The sequence below is a fragment of the Streptomyces katrae genome (genome assembly GCF_002028425.1).
GTDB classification, from domain to species: Bacteria; Actinomycetota; Actinomycetes; order Streptomycetales; family Streptomycetaceae; genus Streptomyces; species Streptomyces katrae_A.
This window is the reverse complement of sequence record NZ_CP020042.1, coordinates 3,306,269-3,322,294: the sequence shown is the minus strand read 5'-3', so window position 1 is coordinate 3,322,294 and position 16,026 is coordinate 3,306,269. Positions and strand designations below refer to the sequence as shown.

The following is a 16,026-nucleotide window of genomic DNA, read 5'->3' as shown; positions in this document are numbered from 1 at the left end:
GCCAGGCGGAACGTTCCACCAGGCGGCGTATTCGGCAAGTGCTTCGTTACCTTACCTAATCTTTGACGGACTCTTTACGTGATACCCACATTGTGAAACGGCAGTTCGCCCCTGTCCTACGGACCTTGACCCCTGGCGGATCAACGGAGGCGGTCCTGCGCCTATGGTTGCTCCCAGCACTCCCAGGACCACCCTGCCCCTCGAAGGACAGCGATGCCCGCCAAAGAATCCGGACCTTCCGTCAAGAAGAAGGGACGACGCGCACGCCTGCTCGTGCTCGTCTTGGTCCTGGCGCTCTTGGCGGGCCTCGGCTACGGCGCGTACTGGAGCGTGGACACCGTGCGCGCTTCGTTCCCGCAGACCACCGGCTCCCTCAAGGTCCCCGGCCTGACCGGGACCGTCGAAGTCAAGCGCGACGAGCACGGGATCCCGCAGCTCTACGCCGACAGCGACGAGGACCTCTTCCGCGCGCAGGGCTTCGTCCAGGCGCAGGACCGGTTCTGGGAGATGGACGTCCGCCGGCACATGACCTCCGGCCGCCTGTCGGAGATGTTCGGCTCCGGCCAGGTCGAGACCGACGCCTTCCTGCGCACCCTCGGCTGGCGCCAGGTCGCGCAGGAGGAGTACGACAAGAAGCTCTCGCCCGAGACGAAGAAGAACCTCCAGGCCTACGCCGACGGGGTCAACGCGTGGCTGAAGGGCAAGTCCGGCAAGGACCTCTCCGTCGAGCACGCCGCCCTCAAGCTCACCGGCGACTACAAGCCCGAGCAGTGGACCCCGGTCGACTCGGTGGCCTGGCTCAAGGCGATGGCCTGGGACCTGCGCGGCAACATGCAGGACGAGATCGACCGCTCGCTGATGTCGAACAAGCTCACGCAGGCGCAGATCGACGAGCTCTACCCGGCGTACCCCTTCGACCGGAACAAGCCGATCGTCGAGGGCGGCGCCGTCGCGGGCGGCAAGTACGCGCCCCAGGGCACGGCGGGCTCCTCCGCGACGGGCGCCGGCTCCTCCTCGACGGGCACCTCCGGCACGGGCGCGAGCGGCACCGGCTCCACCGCCGGGGCGGGCACGGGTTCCACCGCGGGCACCGGCACCGGCTCGCAGGCCACCCCGAACGGCGGAACCAACCCCGCCACCGGCCTCGCCGACAACGCGAGCGCCCAGGGCGCGACCGTCGGCCTGCGCACGCAGCTGACCGCCCTCTCCAAGACGCTGGACGACATCCCGGCCATCCTCGGCCCCAACGGCAGCGGCATCGGCTCCAACTCCTGGGTCGTCTCCGGCAAGTACACGACCACCGGCAAGCCGCTCCTCGCGAACGACCCGCACCTGTCCCCGCAGCTGCCCTCGGTCTGGTACCAGATGGGCCTGCACTGCCGCGCCGTCTCGTCGAAGTGCCAGTACGACGTCGCCGGCTTCACCTTCTCCGGCATGCCGGGCGTGGTCATCGGCCACAACGCCGACATCGCGTGGGGCATGACCAACCTCGGCGCCGACGTCACCGACCTCTACCTGGAGCAGGTCCGTCCCGAGGGCTACGTCTACGACAACAAGGTCGTCCCCTTCACCATCCGTGAAGAGGAGATCAAGGTCGCGGGCGGCAAGAGCAAGAAGATCACCGTCCGCACGACCAACAACGGACCGCTGATCTCCGACCGCAGCGACGAACTCGAGACCATCGGCTCCCGCGCCCCCGTCCCGAGCTCGGCCCCCGACCGCGGCACCGGCTACGCCGTCGCCCTGCGCTGGACCGCACTGGACCCGGGCAAGTCGATGGACGCCGTCCTCAAGCTCGACCGCGCCAAGGACTTCGCGAGCTTCCGGGCGGCGGCCGCGGACTTCGAGGCCCCGTCCCAGAACCTGATCTACGCGGACAACAAGGGCCCCAACGGCAACATCGGCTACCAGGCCCCGGGCCGCATCCCGCTCCGCGGTCAGGGCGACGGCCGCATGCCGGCCCCGGGCTGGGACCCCAAGTACGCCTGGAAGGGCGGCCGGGACGGCAACGCCGGCTACATCCCGCAGAACGAACTGCCGTGGGAGCTCAACCCGCAGCGCGGCTACATCGTCACCGCCAACCAGGCCGTCACCGAGTCCGGCACCGGCGCGGGCAAGTACCCGTACGTGCTGACCACCGACTGGGGCTACGGCGCCCGCAGTCAGCGGATCAACGACCTCATCGAGGCGAAGATCAAGGACAGCGGCAAGATCTCCACCGACGACATGCGCACCATGCAGATGGACAACAGCAGCGAGATCGCCGCGCTGCTGACCCCGATGCTGGCCAAGATCCCGGTCTCCGACCCGGACGTGCGTTCGGCGCAGAAGCTGCTGGAAGGCTGGAACTACACCCAGGAGAACGACTCGGCGGCGGCCGCGTACTTCAACGCGGTCTGGCGCAACATCCTCAAACTGGCGTTCGGCGACAAGATGCCGAAGGAGCTGCGCGTCACGGACAGCTGCATGAACGTCATCGAGGAGGGCACCGGCCCGAACGACGACCTCGCCAAGACCGTCCGCGAGTGCGGCACCCGCGGTGCCGACTCCGCGCAGCCGGACGGCGGCGACCGCTGGTTCGAGGTCGTGCGCCGCCTGGTCAAGGACGAGAAGTCGCCGTGGTGGACGGCCACCCCGAAGACCGTCCACGACAAGCCCATCAAGACCCGCGACGAGCTCTTCGCCCGGGCGATGGAGGACGCGCGCTGGGAGCTGACCGCCAAGCTCGGCAAGGACCAGTCGACCTGGAGCTGGGGCCGGCTGCACCAGCTGACGCTGAAGAACCAGACGATCGGCAAGGAGGGGCCGGGCTTCATGCAGTGGCTCCTCAACCGCGGCCCGTGGAACCTGGGCGGCGGCGAGGCCACCGTCAATGCCACCGGCTGGAACGCCTCCAGCGGTTACGACGTCACCTGGGTGCCGTCGATGCGCATGGTCGTCAACCTGAACGACCTCGACAAGTCCCGCTGGATCAACCTGACCGGCGCCTCGGGTCACGCGTACGACAGCAACTACACGGACCAGACGACGCTGTGGGCCAAGGGCGAACTGCTGGACTGGCCCTTCGGGAAGGCCGCCGTCGACAAGTCGACAGTGGACACGCTGACGCTCAAGCCGTGACCGGCGCGCACGCCCTGATCCGGCCGGTGTGATCAGCAGACCGCACTCACCGGCGATCGGCAGGATCAGGCCGTGAAGCGCACCACCCCCGACGGGGTGGCGACCGCCTGGACGGGGTGGTCGTGCGGTTCCTCCGGGACCCGCGCGACCACCTCCTCGTCGTAGAGGAGCACCACCAGCGCCGGATGCGCGCCGGCCCGTTCCAGCCGCGCCAGCACCCGGTCGTACGAGCCCCCGCCGCGCCCGAGCCGCATCCCGCGCCGGTCCACCGCCAGCCCGGGCAGCAGCACCGCGTCCGCCCCGGTGACGGCCTGCGGACCCAGCGGCGGACCGGAGGGCTCCAGCAGCCGCATCCTCCCCGGGTGCACTGCCTCGGCGAGGCTGCCCGGACCCTCGTACGCCGCCCAGTCGAGGTCGTTGTCGGGCAGCAGCAGGGGCAGGAGCACCCGCTTCCCGGTGTCCCGCAGCGCGTCGATCAGCTCGCGGGTGCCCGGTTCCGCGCCGACGGAGACGTACGCGGCCACCGTGTGCGCGCCGGCCAGCTCCGGCAGCGCCAGCGCGGAGCGCGCGAGCGCCCGGGCGGCCGTGCGGCGGGCCTCGGGGGGCAAAGCCCGGCGGGCGGCGAGGAGTTCCCGGCGGAGGGCGGCCTTCTCGGGAGGGAAGGGGAGGTTTCCGGACAGGCTCTCTACCACAGTTGCGTCACAATTCCTTTTCTATCGGGACAGAGTTGGATCTATTTACCGGAATCTGGCCGGGTGTTCGGTACGACCCACTATCGTTCTGCCCATGACTCAGTCGCACCCTGTGATCAAGAAGGCCGTCATTCCGGCTGCGGGCCTCGGTACCCGGTTCCTCCCCGCCACCAAGGCGACCCCCAAGGAAATGCTCCCGGTCGTGGACAAGCCGGCCATCCAGTACGTGGTCGAGGAGGCCGTCTCGGCCGGCCTCGACGACGTCCTCATGATCACAGGACGTAACAAGCGCGCTCTCGAGGACCACTTCGACCGCAACTACGAGCTGGAGTCGGCTCTGATCGCGAAGGGCGACGACGACCGGCTGAAGAAGGTCCAGGAGTCCAGCGACCTCGCCACCATGCACTACGTCCGCCAGGGCGACCCGCGCGGCCTCGGCCACGCCGTCTTGTGCGCCGAGCCGCACGTCGGCGACGAGCCCTTCGCGGTCCTCCTCGGCGACGACCTCATCGACCCGCGCGACCCCCTGCTGCGCCGCATGGTCGAGGTCCACCAGAAGACCGGCGGCACCGTCATCGCCCTGATGGAGGTCGACCCCGCCCACGTCCACCTCTACGGCTGCGCCGCCGTCGAGGCGACCGGTGAGGACGACGTCGTCCGCATCACCGGCCTCGTCGAGAAGCCCGAGCCCGCCGAGGCGCCCAGCAACTACGCAGTCATCGGACGCTACGTCCTGGACCCCGCGATCTTCGGCATACTGCGGGAGACCGAGCCGGGCCGCGGTGGGGAGATCCAGCTCACCGACGCCCTGCAGAAGCTGGCCGCCGACGAGACCGTGGGCGGCCCGGTGCACGGGGTGGTCTTCCGCGGCCGCCGCTACGACACCGGGGACCGGGGGGACTACCTGCGGGCCATCGTCCGACTCGCGTGCGAGCGTGAGGACCTGGGCCCCGAGTTCCGCACCTGGCTTCACCGTTACGTCACGGAGGAGATGTAGCACCTTGAGCAGCAGAGCACCGCAGGACACCGGCCACCACCGCCTGTGGTCGGTGGACGAGCACCTCGCGGACGTCCTCGCAGCCGTCCGGCCGCTGGAGCCCATCGAGCTCCAGCTGCTCGACGCCCAGGGCTGCGTCCTGGTCGAAGACGTCACCGTGCCCGTCGCCCTCCCGCCCTTCGACAACAGCTCCATGGACGGGTACGCCGTCCGCACGGCCGACGTCCAGGGCGCGAGCGAGGAGTTCCCCGCGGTGCTCACGGTCGTCGGCGACGTGGCGGCCGGCAGCGGCGAGCTGCCCACCGTCGGCCCCGGCCAGGCCGCCCGCATCATGACCGGCGCCCCTGTGCCGCCCGGCGCGGAAGCCGTCGTACCGGTCGAGTGGACCGACGGCGGTACGGGCGGCGGCGCCGCCTCCGGCATGACCCCGGCCAGCGCCGCGCCCGAGGGCGGCGCCGGCGAGGTACGGGTCCACCGCGCGGCCGAGGCCCGGGCACACGTCCGCGCCCGCGGCAGCGACGTGCAGGCCGGGGACCTCGCGCTGGCCGCGGGCACCGTCCTCGGCCCGCCGCAGATCGCGCTGCTGGCGGCGATCGGCCGCGGCACCGTACGGGTCCGGCCACGCCCGCGCGTGGTCGTCCTGTCCACCGGCAGCGAGCTGGTCCAGCCGGGAGAGGCACTGGCCGCCGGGACGATCTACGACTCCAACAGCTTCGCGCTGGCCGCCGCCGCCCGGGACGCCGGCGCCATCGCCTACCGCGTCGGCGCGGTCGCCGACGACGCCGACACGCTGCGCGCCGCCATCGAGGACCAGCTGGTCCGCGCCGACCTGCTGGTCACCACGGGCGGGGTCAGCGTCGGTGCGTACGACGTGGTCAAGGAGGCCCTGACCGCGGCCGGCACCGGCGACGGCGAGGAGCCGCAGGCCGGCGGCGTGGACTTCCGCAAGCTCGCGATGCAGCCCGGCAAGCCGCAGGGCTTCGGCACGGTCGGGCCCGATCACACGCCGCTGCTGGCACTGCCCGGCAACCCGGTGTCCTCGTACGTGTCCTTCGAGCTGTTCGTGCGCCCGGCCATCCGGGCGCTCATGGGGCTGCCTGCGTCGCAGGTCAGCCGGCCGAGCGTGCGGGCCGTGCTGAAGGCCGACGAGCCGCTGGGCTCCCCGGCCGCCCGCCGGCAGTTCCTGCGCGGGAAGTACGACCCTGACGCGGGCACCGTCAGCCCGGTCGGCGGATCGGGCTCGCACCTGATCGCCGCGCTGGCGCACGCCGATTCTCTGATCGTCGTACCGGAAGACGTCACCTCGGTGGAGCCGGGCACCGAACTGGAAGTCGTCCTGCTCGGCTAGGGGGCGGCCAGGGGGTCTCCGCCCCGCCCGCCCGGCGGTCCCGTCCGGGCGGGTCGTCGCCGGCGGCCGCGGTGGCGCCGTTCGTCCGGTGGCGCAGTTCGCCCGGGGCGCCGTTCGGCCAGTGGTCCTGCCCGGCTGGGTACCGCCCGGTGCGGGTAGCGTGTTGCACCACACAGGCCCCAGCGTTTCGGGGCCCGGAGCGGGAGCGGCACGTAGACATGAGTACGCAGAGCAGGCTGACGCACATCGACGAGGCCGGCGCGGCCCGGATGGTCGACGTATCGACAAAGGACGTCACCACCCGCACGGCGCGCGCCAGCGGCCGCGTCCTGGTCTCGTCCCGGGTGATCGAGCTGCTGCGCGGCGAGGGAGTGCCGAAGGGCGACGCCCTCGCCACCGCGCGGATCGCCGGAATCATGGGGGCCAAGAAGACCCCCGACCTGATCCCGCTCTGCCACCCGCTGGCGGTCTCCGGGGTGAAGGTGGACCTGAAGGTCGCCGACGACGCCGTCGAGATCCTCGCCACCGTCAAGACCACCGACCGCACGGGCGTCGAGATGGAGGCGCTGACCGCGGTCGCCGTCGCCGGACTCACCGTGATCGACATGGTGAAGGCCGTCGACAAGGGCGCGGTCATCACCGACGTTCGGGTGGAGGAGAAGACGGGCGGCAAGTCCGGCGACTGGAGCCGCTCGTGACGCCCCCGCGCGGCGGCGAGGTCCACAGCCACGTGCCGCCCGTGGCCGCCGCGGCCGGGCAGGCCGCACCGCCCGCCGCCGGGGCGCCGGAGCTCCGCGGCCTGGTGGTCACCGCCTCCAACCGCGCCTCGCAGGGCGTGTACGCGGACAAGGGCGGCCCGCTGCTGGCCGAGGCGCTGGAGAAGCTGGGCTTCACGGTGGACGGCCCGCGCGTCGTCCCGGACGGGGACCCCGTCGAGGAGGCGCTGCGCCAGGGCGCGGCCGCCGGGTACGACGTCATCCTCACCACCGGCGGCACCGGCATCTCGCCGACCGACCGGACCCCCGACGCGACCGCTCGCGTGCTCGACTACGAGATCCCGGGCATCCCGCAGGCCATCCGCGCCGAGGGCCTCGCCAAGGTGCCGACCGCCGCGCTGTCGCGGGGCCTGGCGGGCGTGGCGGGCCGCACGCTGATCGTGAACCTGCCCGGTTCCACGGGCGGAGTGAAGGACGGCCTCGCGGTGCTGGCGCGGATCCTGCCGCACGCCGTCGACCAGATCCGCGGCGGCGACCACCCCAGACCGGACGCGGCAGCCGGGAGCCAGAGCTGAACGGCCCGTCCTGGCCGGTGGTACTGGCGGACGGCGACGTCACGCTGCGGCCGATAAAACTGCGCGACCAGCGCGCCTGGCGCGAGGTCAACCGCCGCAACCGCGAGTGGCTGCGGCCGTGGGAGGCCACGATCCCGCCGCCGGCGCCGTGGGGGCCGGCGATCCACCGGCCGACGTACCGGCAGATGGTCCGCCACCTGCGGGCGGAGGCGAACGCGGGCCGGATGCTGCCCTTCGTCATCGAGTACCAGGGGCGGCTGGTCGGGCAGCTGACGGTCGCCGGGATCACCTGGGGGTCGATGTGCGCCGCCCATGTGGGCTACTGGGTGGACCGGGACGTGGCGGGCCGCGGGGTGATGCCGACGGCCGTCGCGCTCGCGGTGGACCACTGCTTCCTGAGGGTCGGGCTGCACCGCATCGAGGTGTGCATCCGGCCGGAGAACGGCCCCAGCCGCCGGGTGGTGGAGAAGCTGGGCTTCCGTGAGGAGGGGCTGCGGCCGCGTTATCTGCATATCGACGGAGCGTGGCGCGACCACCTGGTCTTCGCGCTCACCGCGGAGGAGGTTCCGGAGGGGCTGCTGCGGCGGTGGAACCGGGTGCGGAAGAAGGAAAGCCCGCCACCGGCGACCGCACCGTAATGCAGGTAATCGCAAAAGCGTTCGAATTGCTTACCGATTCGCCCATAAGCCGATCCGAAGAATCACAAAAAAAGTCGGTGATATCAGCCGGATCGTGCGACACACCGGCCCAATTGGCTGATCCCTTCGGCCGCACCCCTCTACGGTGTGGGGTGTGAGCAGCAGCGGCCTCATCTACGCAGTCATCGTCGGGGCCTGGGCCGCCTACTTGGTGCCCATGTGGCTCCGGAGGCAGGACGAGCTGAACGAAGCGCGTCCGACGGAACGCTTCTCCACTGCCATCCGGCTGCTTTCCGGCCGGGCGGGAATGGAGCGGCGTTACGCCAAGGGGCTGCGTGAGCGCGGCGAAGTCCAGGCGGAGGCCCAGCCCCACGCGGACCCGGAAGCGGCGACGGAAACGGTGAATTCCGTGGACGCCGACGCCCGGGCCTTCGGCGTGTCCCCGACCAGGGCCGAGCCGAGATCGGTCGAGGTCGAACGGGTCGAACGGGTCCGGCGCCAGCAGCGCCTCCAGGTCCTCGCGCGCCGCCGGCGCACCACGGCCCTGCTCTTCCTCGCCTTCAGCGGCGGCGCGATCGCCGCGGCCGTCGGCGGGCTGCGCTACCTGTGGGCGCCCGCTGTGCCGGCGCTGCTGCTGAGCGCCTACATCGTGCACCTGCGCGTCCAGGAACGCAGGCGCTACGAGTTCACCATGGACCGGCGCCGCGCCGAGGCGGCCGCCCGCGCCCTGCGCGAAAGCCGCTCCCGCCGCCGCGACCAGGGCCCCGAGCCCGCCGGCATCGCCGAACCGGACCCCGCGCCGCCGGTGTCCCCGCAGGAGGCCGGGCGCCGCGCGCTCGTCGAGCAGACCGACCACGCCGAGTGGGTCGACCAGCAGCGCGAGCGCGAGCGCGGCCCGGCACGCGGCGACAGCTGGGAACCCGTACCGGTCCCGCTGCCCACGTACGTGACCGCCCCGGTCGCCCCGCGCGCCACCGGCCCCGTCAACCCTGACGGGTGGAGCGCCACCCGTTCCAGCACCGCCGAGCCCACGAACCCGCGCCTGCGCGCCCAGCCCGGCCCCGCGCCGGCGCACGCGGACCCGCAGCCCCACCCGGCCACCCCGCGCCCGCGCGGCCGCGACGCCGGACGCACGCCGCTCTTCGACCAGTACGAGAGCGACGAGCGGCCGCGCGCCGCGAACGAGTGACGGCCCCGCGCCCCGGCGGGTGACCTGCGCGGACCCCGCCGGAGACGCGGTGCGGGGCCGGCGGGCCGCGGGCCCGGAACGCGTTTTGGAGCAGCGGCGCGGGGATGCTAATGTTTCACACGTCGCAAGGGCCTGTGGCGCAGTCTGGTAGCGCACCTCGTTCGCATCGAGGGGGTCTGGGGTTCAAATCCCCACAGGTCCACAGACGACAGTTCTTGAGTAGCTCTCAGGAATCGTCACGAGATCCCGTTCCGCCGAAAGGCGGGGCGGGATCTCGGCGTTTGCGGGGTGCGTGCGGGGGCATCCGCGTTGCCGACCAGCCGGTGCAGTTCCGTCGCGGAGGCGGGCGCGAGTCGGTAGATGCCCTGGACGCTGATTGAGTGGATCAGCCTGCCCTCCTGGACGTGCTTCAGCGTCCGTTCGCCGCGGCGCGAGGTGTAGGTCAGCCGTTCCAGCAGGTCCGGCGGAACGGTCGTGCCGAACGAGAGCGCGGAGCCCGGCGGACCGGTCACCACCTCCGTGACACAGCCGGCCTTCAGCGGACGCCAGTCCAGGAGTTTCGCGTAGTCGTCGTCGTGGAGCACGGCGCCCGCGTCCTCGTGGGGGATGATCCGGGACACCTCCAGGGCGCCCAGTACGTACAGCTGGGCGCCCAGGACCCGCACGGGGTAGATCCGGTCGCCGGGCTGTACGCCCGCCCGGCGGAAGCTCGGGAGCGACTGGTGCGGTCCGCCGAACAGCATCGTCAGCCGCCGGCCGGCGTAACCGGACCGCTCAAGCTCGCGGCACAGATGGTTGGTCCACAGGGTCGTGTACGAGTTCGGCATGACCGGACCGTAACCGCGCCCACTGACAGTGGCTGAGATGCCGTTCAGCGGTGTTCGTGGTGGCCGAGCTGTGCACGTGGGGGTGGCGGGGGCCGTGGGCCGGTCGGCGCGGGGGTTCGACTCGCTGGTTCAGGCGGGTGTGTGCGGTGACGGGAGGAGCTTTGCCATGCAGCGGCTCGACTCGTAGTCGCGGTAGTAGCCGAACTTCTCCGACAGCGTGTACCCCGACGACAGGTACAGCGCTATCGCCTCCGGCTGCCGGTCGCCCGTCTCCAGGACCATCCGCCGGCGTCCGGCCGCCGTCGCGTCGGCCTCCAGTTCGGCCAGGATGCGGCGAGCCAGTCCCTTGCCGCGGGCCTCGGGGATGACGTACATGCGCTTGACCTCGGCGTCGCCGTCCGAGTAGCCCTCGTCGTTGTGATCCTGCGCACGCCAGGCGCCGCTCGCCACCGGGGCGTCCGAGGCGTCGTACGCGAGCAGGTAGAGCCCGGTCGGCGGGAGGAACATCGCCGGGTCGAGGTAGGTGGCGTCGCCCTCGCCGTCGTAGCGCTCCTGGTATTCGAGCTGGACCTGGGCGTCGAGTTTCAGCGCGTCCGGGTGGTCGTACGGTACGGCGCGCAGGTGTATCCCGTGAGACATCAGAACATCGTACGGAAGGCTGCGGTTATGGTGCTGGGATGCTCACCGTGACCTCCGTGAATTTGAATGGGATCCGCGCCGCCGCGAAGAAAGGCTTCGTGGAGTGGCTCGCCGGATCCGATGCCGATGTCGTGTGTCTGCAGGAGGTCCGGGCGGAGGCCGCGCAGATTCCGGTGGAGGCCCGGGAGCCCGAGGGCTGGCACACCGTGTTCGCGCCGGCCGCCGCGAAGGGCCGGGCCGGCGTCGCCCTGTATACGCGGAACTCACCTGAACGGGTGCAGGTGGGCTTCGGCAGTGACGAGTTCGACGCGAGCGGGCGGTACATCGAGATCGATCTGCCCGGGGTCACCGTGGCCAGCCTGTACCTGCCCTCCGGCGAGGCCGGAACGGAGAAGCAGGAGGAGAAGTACCGCTTCATGGCGGAGTTCCACTCCTACCTCGAGGCGCTGAGGGTGCGGGCCGCCGCCGACGGCCGGGAGGTGGTGGTGTGCGGTGACTGGAACATCTGCCACCAGGAGGTCGACCTCAAGAACTGGAAGACCAACCGCAAGAACGCCGGGTTCCTGCCCGAGGAGCGCGAGTGGCTCGGGAAGGTGTACTCGGAGGCCGGGTACGTGGACGTCGTGCGTGCGCTGCACCCCGACGCGGAGGGCCCGTACTCCTGGTGGTCCTACCGCGGGCGGGCCTTCGACAACGACGCCGGCTGGCGCATCGACCTCCAGGTCGCGACGCCGGGGCTGGCGGCCAGGGCCGTCAAGGCGTTCGTCGAGCGGGCCGAGACGCATCCGGAGCGGTGGTCCGACCATGCGCCGGTGACCGTCGTCTATCAGCTCGGAGTCTGAGGGGTCCGGGGTGCTACGGGGGCGCGGTGCTGGTGGAGGCGGTCCATTGCCATCGTGAGTTCCGCCTCGACCACGCTCTTGGCCAGCGGGCGCAGCCTGCCGACGGCCTCCTCCCCGATGTGGGCGGAGATCAGCTCGGTGAACAGGGCCGCCAGCGCGTCCGCGTGCTCGCGCACCCGGCGGCCCGTCTCCAGTACCGCGGCCAGCGGCACGCCCTCGCGGACCAGGGCGGAGGAGACGTCGAGCAGGCGCCGGCTGACGTGCACGATCTCCTCGCCGTCAGGGGCGAGGTAGCCGAGGTCGAGGGCGGCCGCCAGGTTCTCCGGGGTGACCTCGCCCTCGAAGTAGTCGGCCAGTGCCTCCGGCGACAGCCGGACGGGGGTCTCGTCCGTCCACCCCATGCCGAGCAGCTCGCCGAGCTGGCCGACGTCGCGGCCCTTCTCGAAGGCGGCGGTGAGTTCCGCGATGCCGCCGAGGGTGTGGCCGCGTTCCAGCAGGGCGGCGATCGTGCGCAGCCGGGCCAGGTGCTGGTCGTCGTACCAGGCGATCCGGCCCTCGCGGCGCGGTGGCGGGAGCAGCTTGCGCTCGCGGTAGAAGCGCAGGGTGCGCACCGGGATGCCGGCGGCCTCCGCCAGCTCCTGCGTCCGGTACTCGCGCGTCACAGCCGCCTCCGCCTCCCACGTCCCCCGCGTCTCCACATGCGCAGCCTAGGGCGTACCCGCAGTAACTTTCCGGGCGCGACCCCTACCCATGGGTACGGAGCTGCTCTACCCTCCCGATTGTGCCAGTGATTGCTGGCAGTGTTGCGGTGCGAGTGTGTGATGGCGTGGCTTGACGTGGCTGGGACGGACTGCGGAAGCGGGAGGCGGCGGGCATGAGCGGCATAGACGGCAGGGGCGGGCACGGGCGCGAGCACGTACGGGTGGCGGTGATCGGGTCCGGGTTCGGCGGGCTCGGCGCGGCCGTGCGGCTGCGGCGCGAGGGGATCACGGACTTCGTCGTCCTGGAGCGGGCCGGCTCCGTCGGCGGCACCTGGCGCGACAACAGCTATCCCGGGTGCGCCTGCGACGTCCCCTCGCACCTGTACTCGTTCTCCTTCGCCCCCAACCCCGACTGGCCCCGCACCTTCTCCGGGCAGCCGGCCATACGCGCCTACCTGGAACACGTCACCGACACCTTCGGCCTGCGGCCGCACATCCGCTTCGGGCACGAGGTCCTGATGATGCGCTGGGACACCGAGGAACTGCGCTGGGAGATCGACACCTCGGCGGGCGACTTCACCGCCGACGTCGTGGTGTCGGCTACCGGCCCGCTGTCCGACCCGAAGATGCCGGAGATCCCGGGGCTCGACGAGTTCCCCGGCAAGGTGTTCCACTCCGCACGCTGGGACCACGACTACGACCTGAGCGGCAAGCGCGTCGCCGTGATCGGCACGGGCGCCTCCGCGATCCAGATCGTGCCGGCCATCGCCCCGCAGACGGCCCGCCTGACCCTCTTCCAGCGCACCCCGCCGTGGGTCATGCCGCGCACCGACCGGGCGATCAGTTCCCTCGAGCGCCGGCTGCACCGCCAGCTGCCCTTCACCCAGGCCGCCCGGCGCGGACTGCTGTGGGGGATCCGGGAGCTGCAGGTCAGCGCCTTCACCAAGCGGCCGAACCAGCTCGGGCTCATCGAATCGCTGGCCAAGGCCAATATGGCGCGCTCCATCAAGGACCCGGTGCTGCGGGCCAGGCTGACGCCCTCGTACCGGATCGGCTGCAAGCGGATCCTGCTGTCCAGCGAGTACTACCCGGCGCTCGCCCGGCCCGACGTGGACCTCGTCGCCTCCGGGCTGAAGGAGGTCAGGGGCTCGGTGCTGGTCGCCGCGGACGGGACCGAGACCGAGGTCGACGCGATCATCTTCGGCACCGGGTTCCACGTCACCGACATGCCGATCGCCGACCGGGTGGTCGGCGCGGAAGGGCAGACGCTCGCGGACGCGTGGAAGGACGGGATGCAGGCGCTGCGCGGGGCGACGGCTGCCGGCTTCCCCAACTGGATGACGATCATCGGGCCGAACACCGGCCTCGGCAACAGCTCGATGATCCTGATGATCGAGTCACAGCTGAACTACATGGCGGACTACCTGCGCCAGCTGTCCCTCCTCGGCGGAGGCAGCCGCGGCGGGCGCACCGCGCTCGCCGTGCGCCCCTCCGCCGTCAACCAGTGGAACCGGCATGTGCAGGCGCGGATGGAGCGGACGGTGTGGAACACCGGCGGCTGCACCAGCTGGTACCTGGACGCGCAGGGCCGCAACACGACCGTCTGGCCGGGCACGACGGGTGAGTTCCGGCGCGCGACGTTGACGGTCGACCTGGCCGAGTACGAGGTCGTACGGGTACCGGGGCGCGAGGGGGCGGCCCAGCGGGTCCCGGCCACCGCCACCGCCACCGCCACCGCCTCGGCCGCTGCTGCTGCCGCCTCCGCCCCCGCCGCTGCCGCCGAGCCGGCCCCCGCCGGGGAGGGTGCGGCGTGAGCCGGCCGCCGTACGTGACCGGCGGGCGGTACGCGCCGCCCGCCGCCGGCCGTGAACTGACCGCCGTCTCGGCCGACGGGTCCCGGCTGCACGTCGAGGTGCACGGACCCGACGGCGCGCCGGCCGTCGTCCTCTCCCACGGCTGGACCTGCTCCACGGCCTTCTGGGCGGCGCAGATACGGGAGCTGGCCCGCGACCACCGGGTCATCGCTTACGACCAGCGCGGCCACGGCCGCAGCCCGGCCGCAGCCGCGTACAGCACCACCGCCCTGGCCGACGACCTGGTCGCCGTATTCGAGGCCACCCTCGTCCCGGGCGAGCGAGCCGTCGTCGCCGGGCACTCCATGGGCGGCATGACCGTGATGGCCGCCGCCGGCCGGCCACGGTTCGCCGAGCACGCCGCGGCCGTCCTGCTGTGCAGCACCGGCAGCTCGCGGCTGATCGCGGAGGCGACCGTGCTGCCGCTCGGGCCCGGGCGTGCGCGGACCCGCATCACGCGGGCGCTGCTGGGCTCGCCCGCCCCGCTCGGGCCCGTCACCCCCGCCACCCGGGCGGTGCTCAAGTACGCGACCATGGGCCCCGGCTCCGCACCCGAACGGGTGGAAGCCTGCGCCCGGATCGTGCACGCCTGCCCCGCCGGAGTGCGCCGCGGCTGGTCGCGGGTACTGGCCGGGCTCGACCTGGACGACGGGGTGGCGCGGCTGACCGTGCCCACCGCCGTCGTCGTGGGCCGCGACGACCGGCTGACCCCCGTCGTGCACGCTCGCGGGCTCGCGGCCGCGCTTCCGCACTGCGTGGGACTGACCGAGCTCACCGGAATGGGGCATATGACCCCCATTGAGGCACCCGAAGCGGTGAGTTCCGCCCTGCGCGAGTTGACGTCCCGGTACCTGAGCGCGTCGGCGGCGACCCCCACGACCACGACCGAGAAGGAGAAGACGCCGTGAGTGCTCGCAGGAGTCTGGAAGGCCAGGTCGCCGTCGTCACCGGCGCCGCCCGTGGGGTCGGCGAGCTGCTCGCCCGCAAGCTGTCGGCACGCGGCGCGAAGGTCGCACTGGTCGGCCTGGAGCCGGAGGCGCTCAAGGAGGTCTCCGAGCGGCTGCACACCGACAGCGACCACTGGTACGCCGACGTCACCGACCACGAGGCGATGGCCCGGGTCGCGCAGGAGGTCAAGCAGCGCTTCGGCAAGGTGGACATCGTCGTCGCCAACGCGGGCGTCGCCTCCGGCGGCCCGTTCGCCGACTCCGACCCGGAGGCCTGGCGGCGGGTGATCGAGGTCAACCTGATCGGCGGCGCCGTCACCGCCCGCGCCTTCCTGCCCGTCCTCATGGAGAGCCGCGGCTACTTCCTCCAGATCGCCTCCCTCGCCGCGATCACCCCCGCGCCGATGATGACGGCGTACTGTGCCTCCAAGTCCGGGGTCGAGGCCTTCGCGCACTGCCTGCGCGCCGAGGTCGGCTACAAGGGGGTCAAGGTCGGCGTCGGTTACCTCTCCTGGACCGACACCGACATGGTCCGGGGCGCCGACCAGCACGACGTCATGCGCGAGCTGCGCGGGCGCCTGCCCTGGCCGGCGAACCGGACCTACCCGCTGGGCCCGGCCGTGGACCGGATCGTCGCGGGCATCGAACGGCGCTCGGCGCACGTGTACGCGCAGTGGTGGCTGCGCGGGATGCAGGGCGTTCGGGGCTACCTGCCGGCGGTCATCGCGGCCGGCGGGCAGCGTGAGATGAAGCGGTTCGAACCCCGCCTGGCCGGAGTTCCCAAGGGGCTGGTGGGCGCGGGTGGAGCCGCCGACGAGCAGGAGCGCGCCCAGGGCCGCCGCCGCTGAACGGTACGAACGCGGGGCCCGGTCGGGTTCCCGGCGATCCGGTGATCCGGTGATCCGGTGATCCGGTGATCCGGTTCCGGTGTCCCGGTGCCCT

General features: G+C 72.0%; 15 protein-coding genes and 1 tRNA gene. 12 read left to right on the top strand and 4 right to left on the bottom strand.

Going from position 1 to position 16,026, the window contains the following annotated elements; genetic code table 11:
- Window positions 1–213 precede the first annotated feature (213 nt).
- Window positions 214–3,120, top strand: a complete 2,907-nt coding sequence (locus B4U46_RS14870) for a penicillin acylase family protein (protein WP_167747587.1) — start codon at window positions 214–216, stop codon at window positions 3,118–3,120.
- A 65-nt stretch (window positions 3,121–3,185) separates the two neighbouring features.
- Here B4U46_RS14870 and B4U46_RS14865 read toward each other — a convergent pair whose 3' ends face one another.
- Complete coding sequence (locus B4U46_RS14865) at window positions 3,186–3,812, bottom strand: 5-formyltetrahydrofolate cyclo-ligase (protein WP_100863498.1); 627 nt, start codon at window positions 3,810–3,812, stop codon at window positions 3,186–3,188.
- A 94-nt stretch (window positions 3,813–3,906) separates the two neighbouring features.
- Between B4U46_RS14865 and galU the strand changes: the two genes are divergently transcribed.
- From galU to B4U46_RS14830, 7 genes are all read left to right on the top strand, one after another.
- Window positions 3,907–4,809 carry a UTP--glucose-1-phosphate uridylyltransferase GalU gene (galU, locus tag B4U46_RS14860; RefSeq protein WP_079427712.1) on the top strand — a complete coding sequence of 301 codons (903 nt, stop codon included), beginning with the start codon at window positions 3,907–3,909 and terminating at the stop codon, window positions 4,807–4,809.
- A gap of 4 nt (window positions 4,810–4,813) precedes the next feature.
- Complete coding sequence (gene glp, locus B4U46_RS14855; protein ID WP_079427711.1) at window positions 4,814–6,157, top strand: gephyrin-like molybdotransferase Glp; 1,344 nt, start codon at window positions 4,814–4,816, stop codon at window positions 6,155–6,157.
- A gap of 218 nt (window positions 6,158–6,375) precedes the next feature.
- Entirely contained in the window at window positions 6,376–6,855 is a 480-nt protein-coding gene (moaC, locus tag B4U46_RS14850; protein WP_079427710.1) for a cyclic pyranopterin monophosphate synthase MoaC, read from the top strand.
- A gap of 41 nt (window positions 6,856–6,896) precedes the next feature.
- The gene (locus tag B4U46_RS14845) at window positions 6,897–7,448 is read left to right on the top strand and encodes a MogA/MoaB family molybdenum cofactor biosynthesis protein (protein WP_079431767.1); all 552 of its coding nucleotides are present in this window, start codon (window positions 6,897–6,899) and stop codon (window positions 7,446–7,448) included.
- 17 nt (window positions 7,449–7,465) lie between these two features.
- Window positions 7,466–8,086 carry a GNAT family N-acetyltransferase gene (locus B4U46_RS14840; protein WP_079427709.1) on the top strand — a complete coding sequence of 207 codons (621 nt, stop codon included), beginning with the start codon at window positions 7,466–7,468 and terminating at the stop codon, window positions 8,084–8,086.
- A gap of 154 nt (window positions 8,087–8,240) precedes the next feature.
- The gene (locus B4U46_RS14835; RefSeq protein WP_079427708.1) at window positions 8,241–9,275 is read left to right on the top strand and encodes a hypothetical protein; all 1,035 of its coding nucleotides are present in this window, start codon (window positions 8,241–8,243) and stop codon (window positions 9,273–9,275) included.
- 128 nt (window positions 9,276–9,403) lie between these two features.
- Window positions 9,404–9,477 (top strand) — tRNA-Ala (locus B4U46_RS14830).
- A 34-nt stretch (window positions 9,478–9,511) separates the two neighbouring features.
- Here B4U46_RS14830 and B4U46_RS14825 read toward each other — a convergent pair.
- Entirely contained in the window at window positions 9,512–10,102 is a 591-nt protein-coding gene (locus tag B4U46_RS14825; RefSeq protein WP_237292868.1) for a hypothetical protein, read from the bottom strand.
- A 129-nt stretch (window positions 10,103–10,231) separates the two neighbouring features.
- On the bottom strand, window positions 10,232–10,741 hold the full coding sequence (locus B4U46_RS14820) for a GNAT family N-acetyltransferase (protein ID WP_079427707.1): 510 nt from the start codon (window positions 10,739–10,741) through the stop codon (window positions 10,232–10,234).
- A 38-nt stretch (window positions 10,742–10,779) separates the two neighbouring features.
- Here B4U46_RS14820 and B4U46_RS14815 point away from each other — a divergent pair, with 38 nt between their 5' ends.
- A complete protein-coding gene (locus B4U46_RS14815) occupies window positions 10,780–11,583 on the top strand; it encodes an exodeoxyribonuclease III (protein ID WP_079427706.1) in 804 nt (267 codons plus the stop codon).
- On the opposite strand, the gene B4U46_RS14810 is transcribed toward B4U46_RS14815, so the two are convergent.
- Window positions 11,568–12,245 (bottom strand): MerR family transcriptional regulator, encoded by a 678-nt coding sequence (locus B4U46_RS14810; protein WP_107438266.1) that lies wholly within the window; start codon window positions 12,243–12,245, stop codon window positions 11,568–11,570. The genes B4U46_RS14815 and B4U46_RS14810 overlap by 16 nt on opposite strands.
- A 212-nt stretch (window positions 12,246–12,457) precedes the next feature.
- Between B4U46_RS14810 and B4U46_RS14805 the strand changes: the two genes are divergently transcribed.
- From B4U46_RS14805 to B4U46_RS14795, 3 genes are read left to right on the top strand one after another with little or no spacing between them, the layout of a single operon-like run.
- Window positions 12,458–14,098 carry a flavin-containing monooxygenase gene (locus B4U46_RS14805; RefSeq protein ID WP_079427704.1) on the top strand — a complete coding sequence of 547 codons (1,641 nt, stop codon included), beginning with the start codon at window positions 12,458–12,460 and terminating at the stop codon, window positions 14,096–14,098.
- A complete protein-coding gene (locus B4U46_RS14800) occupies window positions 14,095–15,045 on the top strand; it encodes an alpha/beta fold hydrolase (protein WP_079427703.1) in 951 nt (316 codons plus the stop codon). The genes B4U46_RS14805 and B4U46_RS14800 overlap by 4 nt, the downstream gene beginning before the upstream one ends.
- On the top strand, window positions 15,042–15,932 hold the full coding sequence (locus B4U46_RS14795) for an SDR family oxidoreductase (protein ID WP_079427702.1): 891 nt from the start codon (window positions 15,042–15,044) through the stop codon (window positions 15,930–15,932). Before B4U46_RS14800 ends, B4U46_RS14795 begins: the two co-directional genes overlap by 4 nt.
- Window positions 15,933–16,026 lie beyond the last annotated feature (94 nt).

Coding starts and splice junctions, on each gene's coding strand:
- B4U46_RS14870 (WP_167747587.1), top strand. CDS start 214: ATGCCCGCCAAAGAATCCGGACCTTCCGTCAAGAAGAAGGGACGACGC.
- galU (WP_079427712.1), top strand. CDS start 3,907: ATGACTCAGTCGCACCCTGTGATCAAGAAGGCCGTCATTCCGGCTGCG.
- moaC (WP_079427710.1), top strand. CDS start 6,376: ATGAGTACGCAGAGCAGGCTGACGCACATCGACGAGGCCGGCGCGGCC.
- B4U46_RS14825 (WP_237292868.1), bottom strand. CDS start 10,102: ATGCCGAACTCGTACACGACCCTGTGGACCAACCATCTGTGCCGCGAG.
- B4U46_RS14820 (WP_079427707.1), bottom strand. CDS start 10,741: ATGTCTCACGGGATACACCTGCGCGCCGTACCGTACGACCACCCGGAC.
- B4U46_RS14815 (WP_079427706.1), top strand. CDS start 10,780: ATGCTCACCGTGACCTCCGTGAATTTGAATGGGATCCGCGCCGCCGCG.
- B4U46_RS14805 (WP_079427704.1), top strand. CDS start 12,458: ATGAGCGGCATAGACGGCAGGGGCGGGCACGGGCGCGAGCACGTACGG.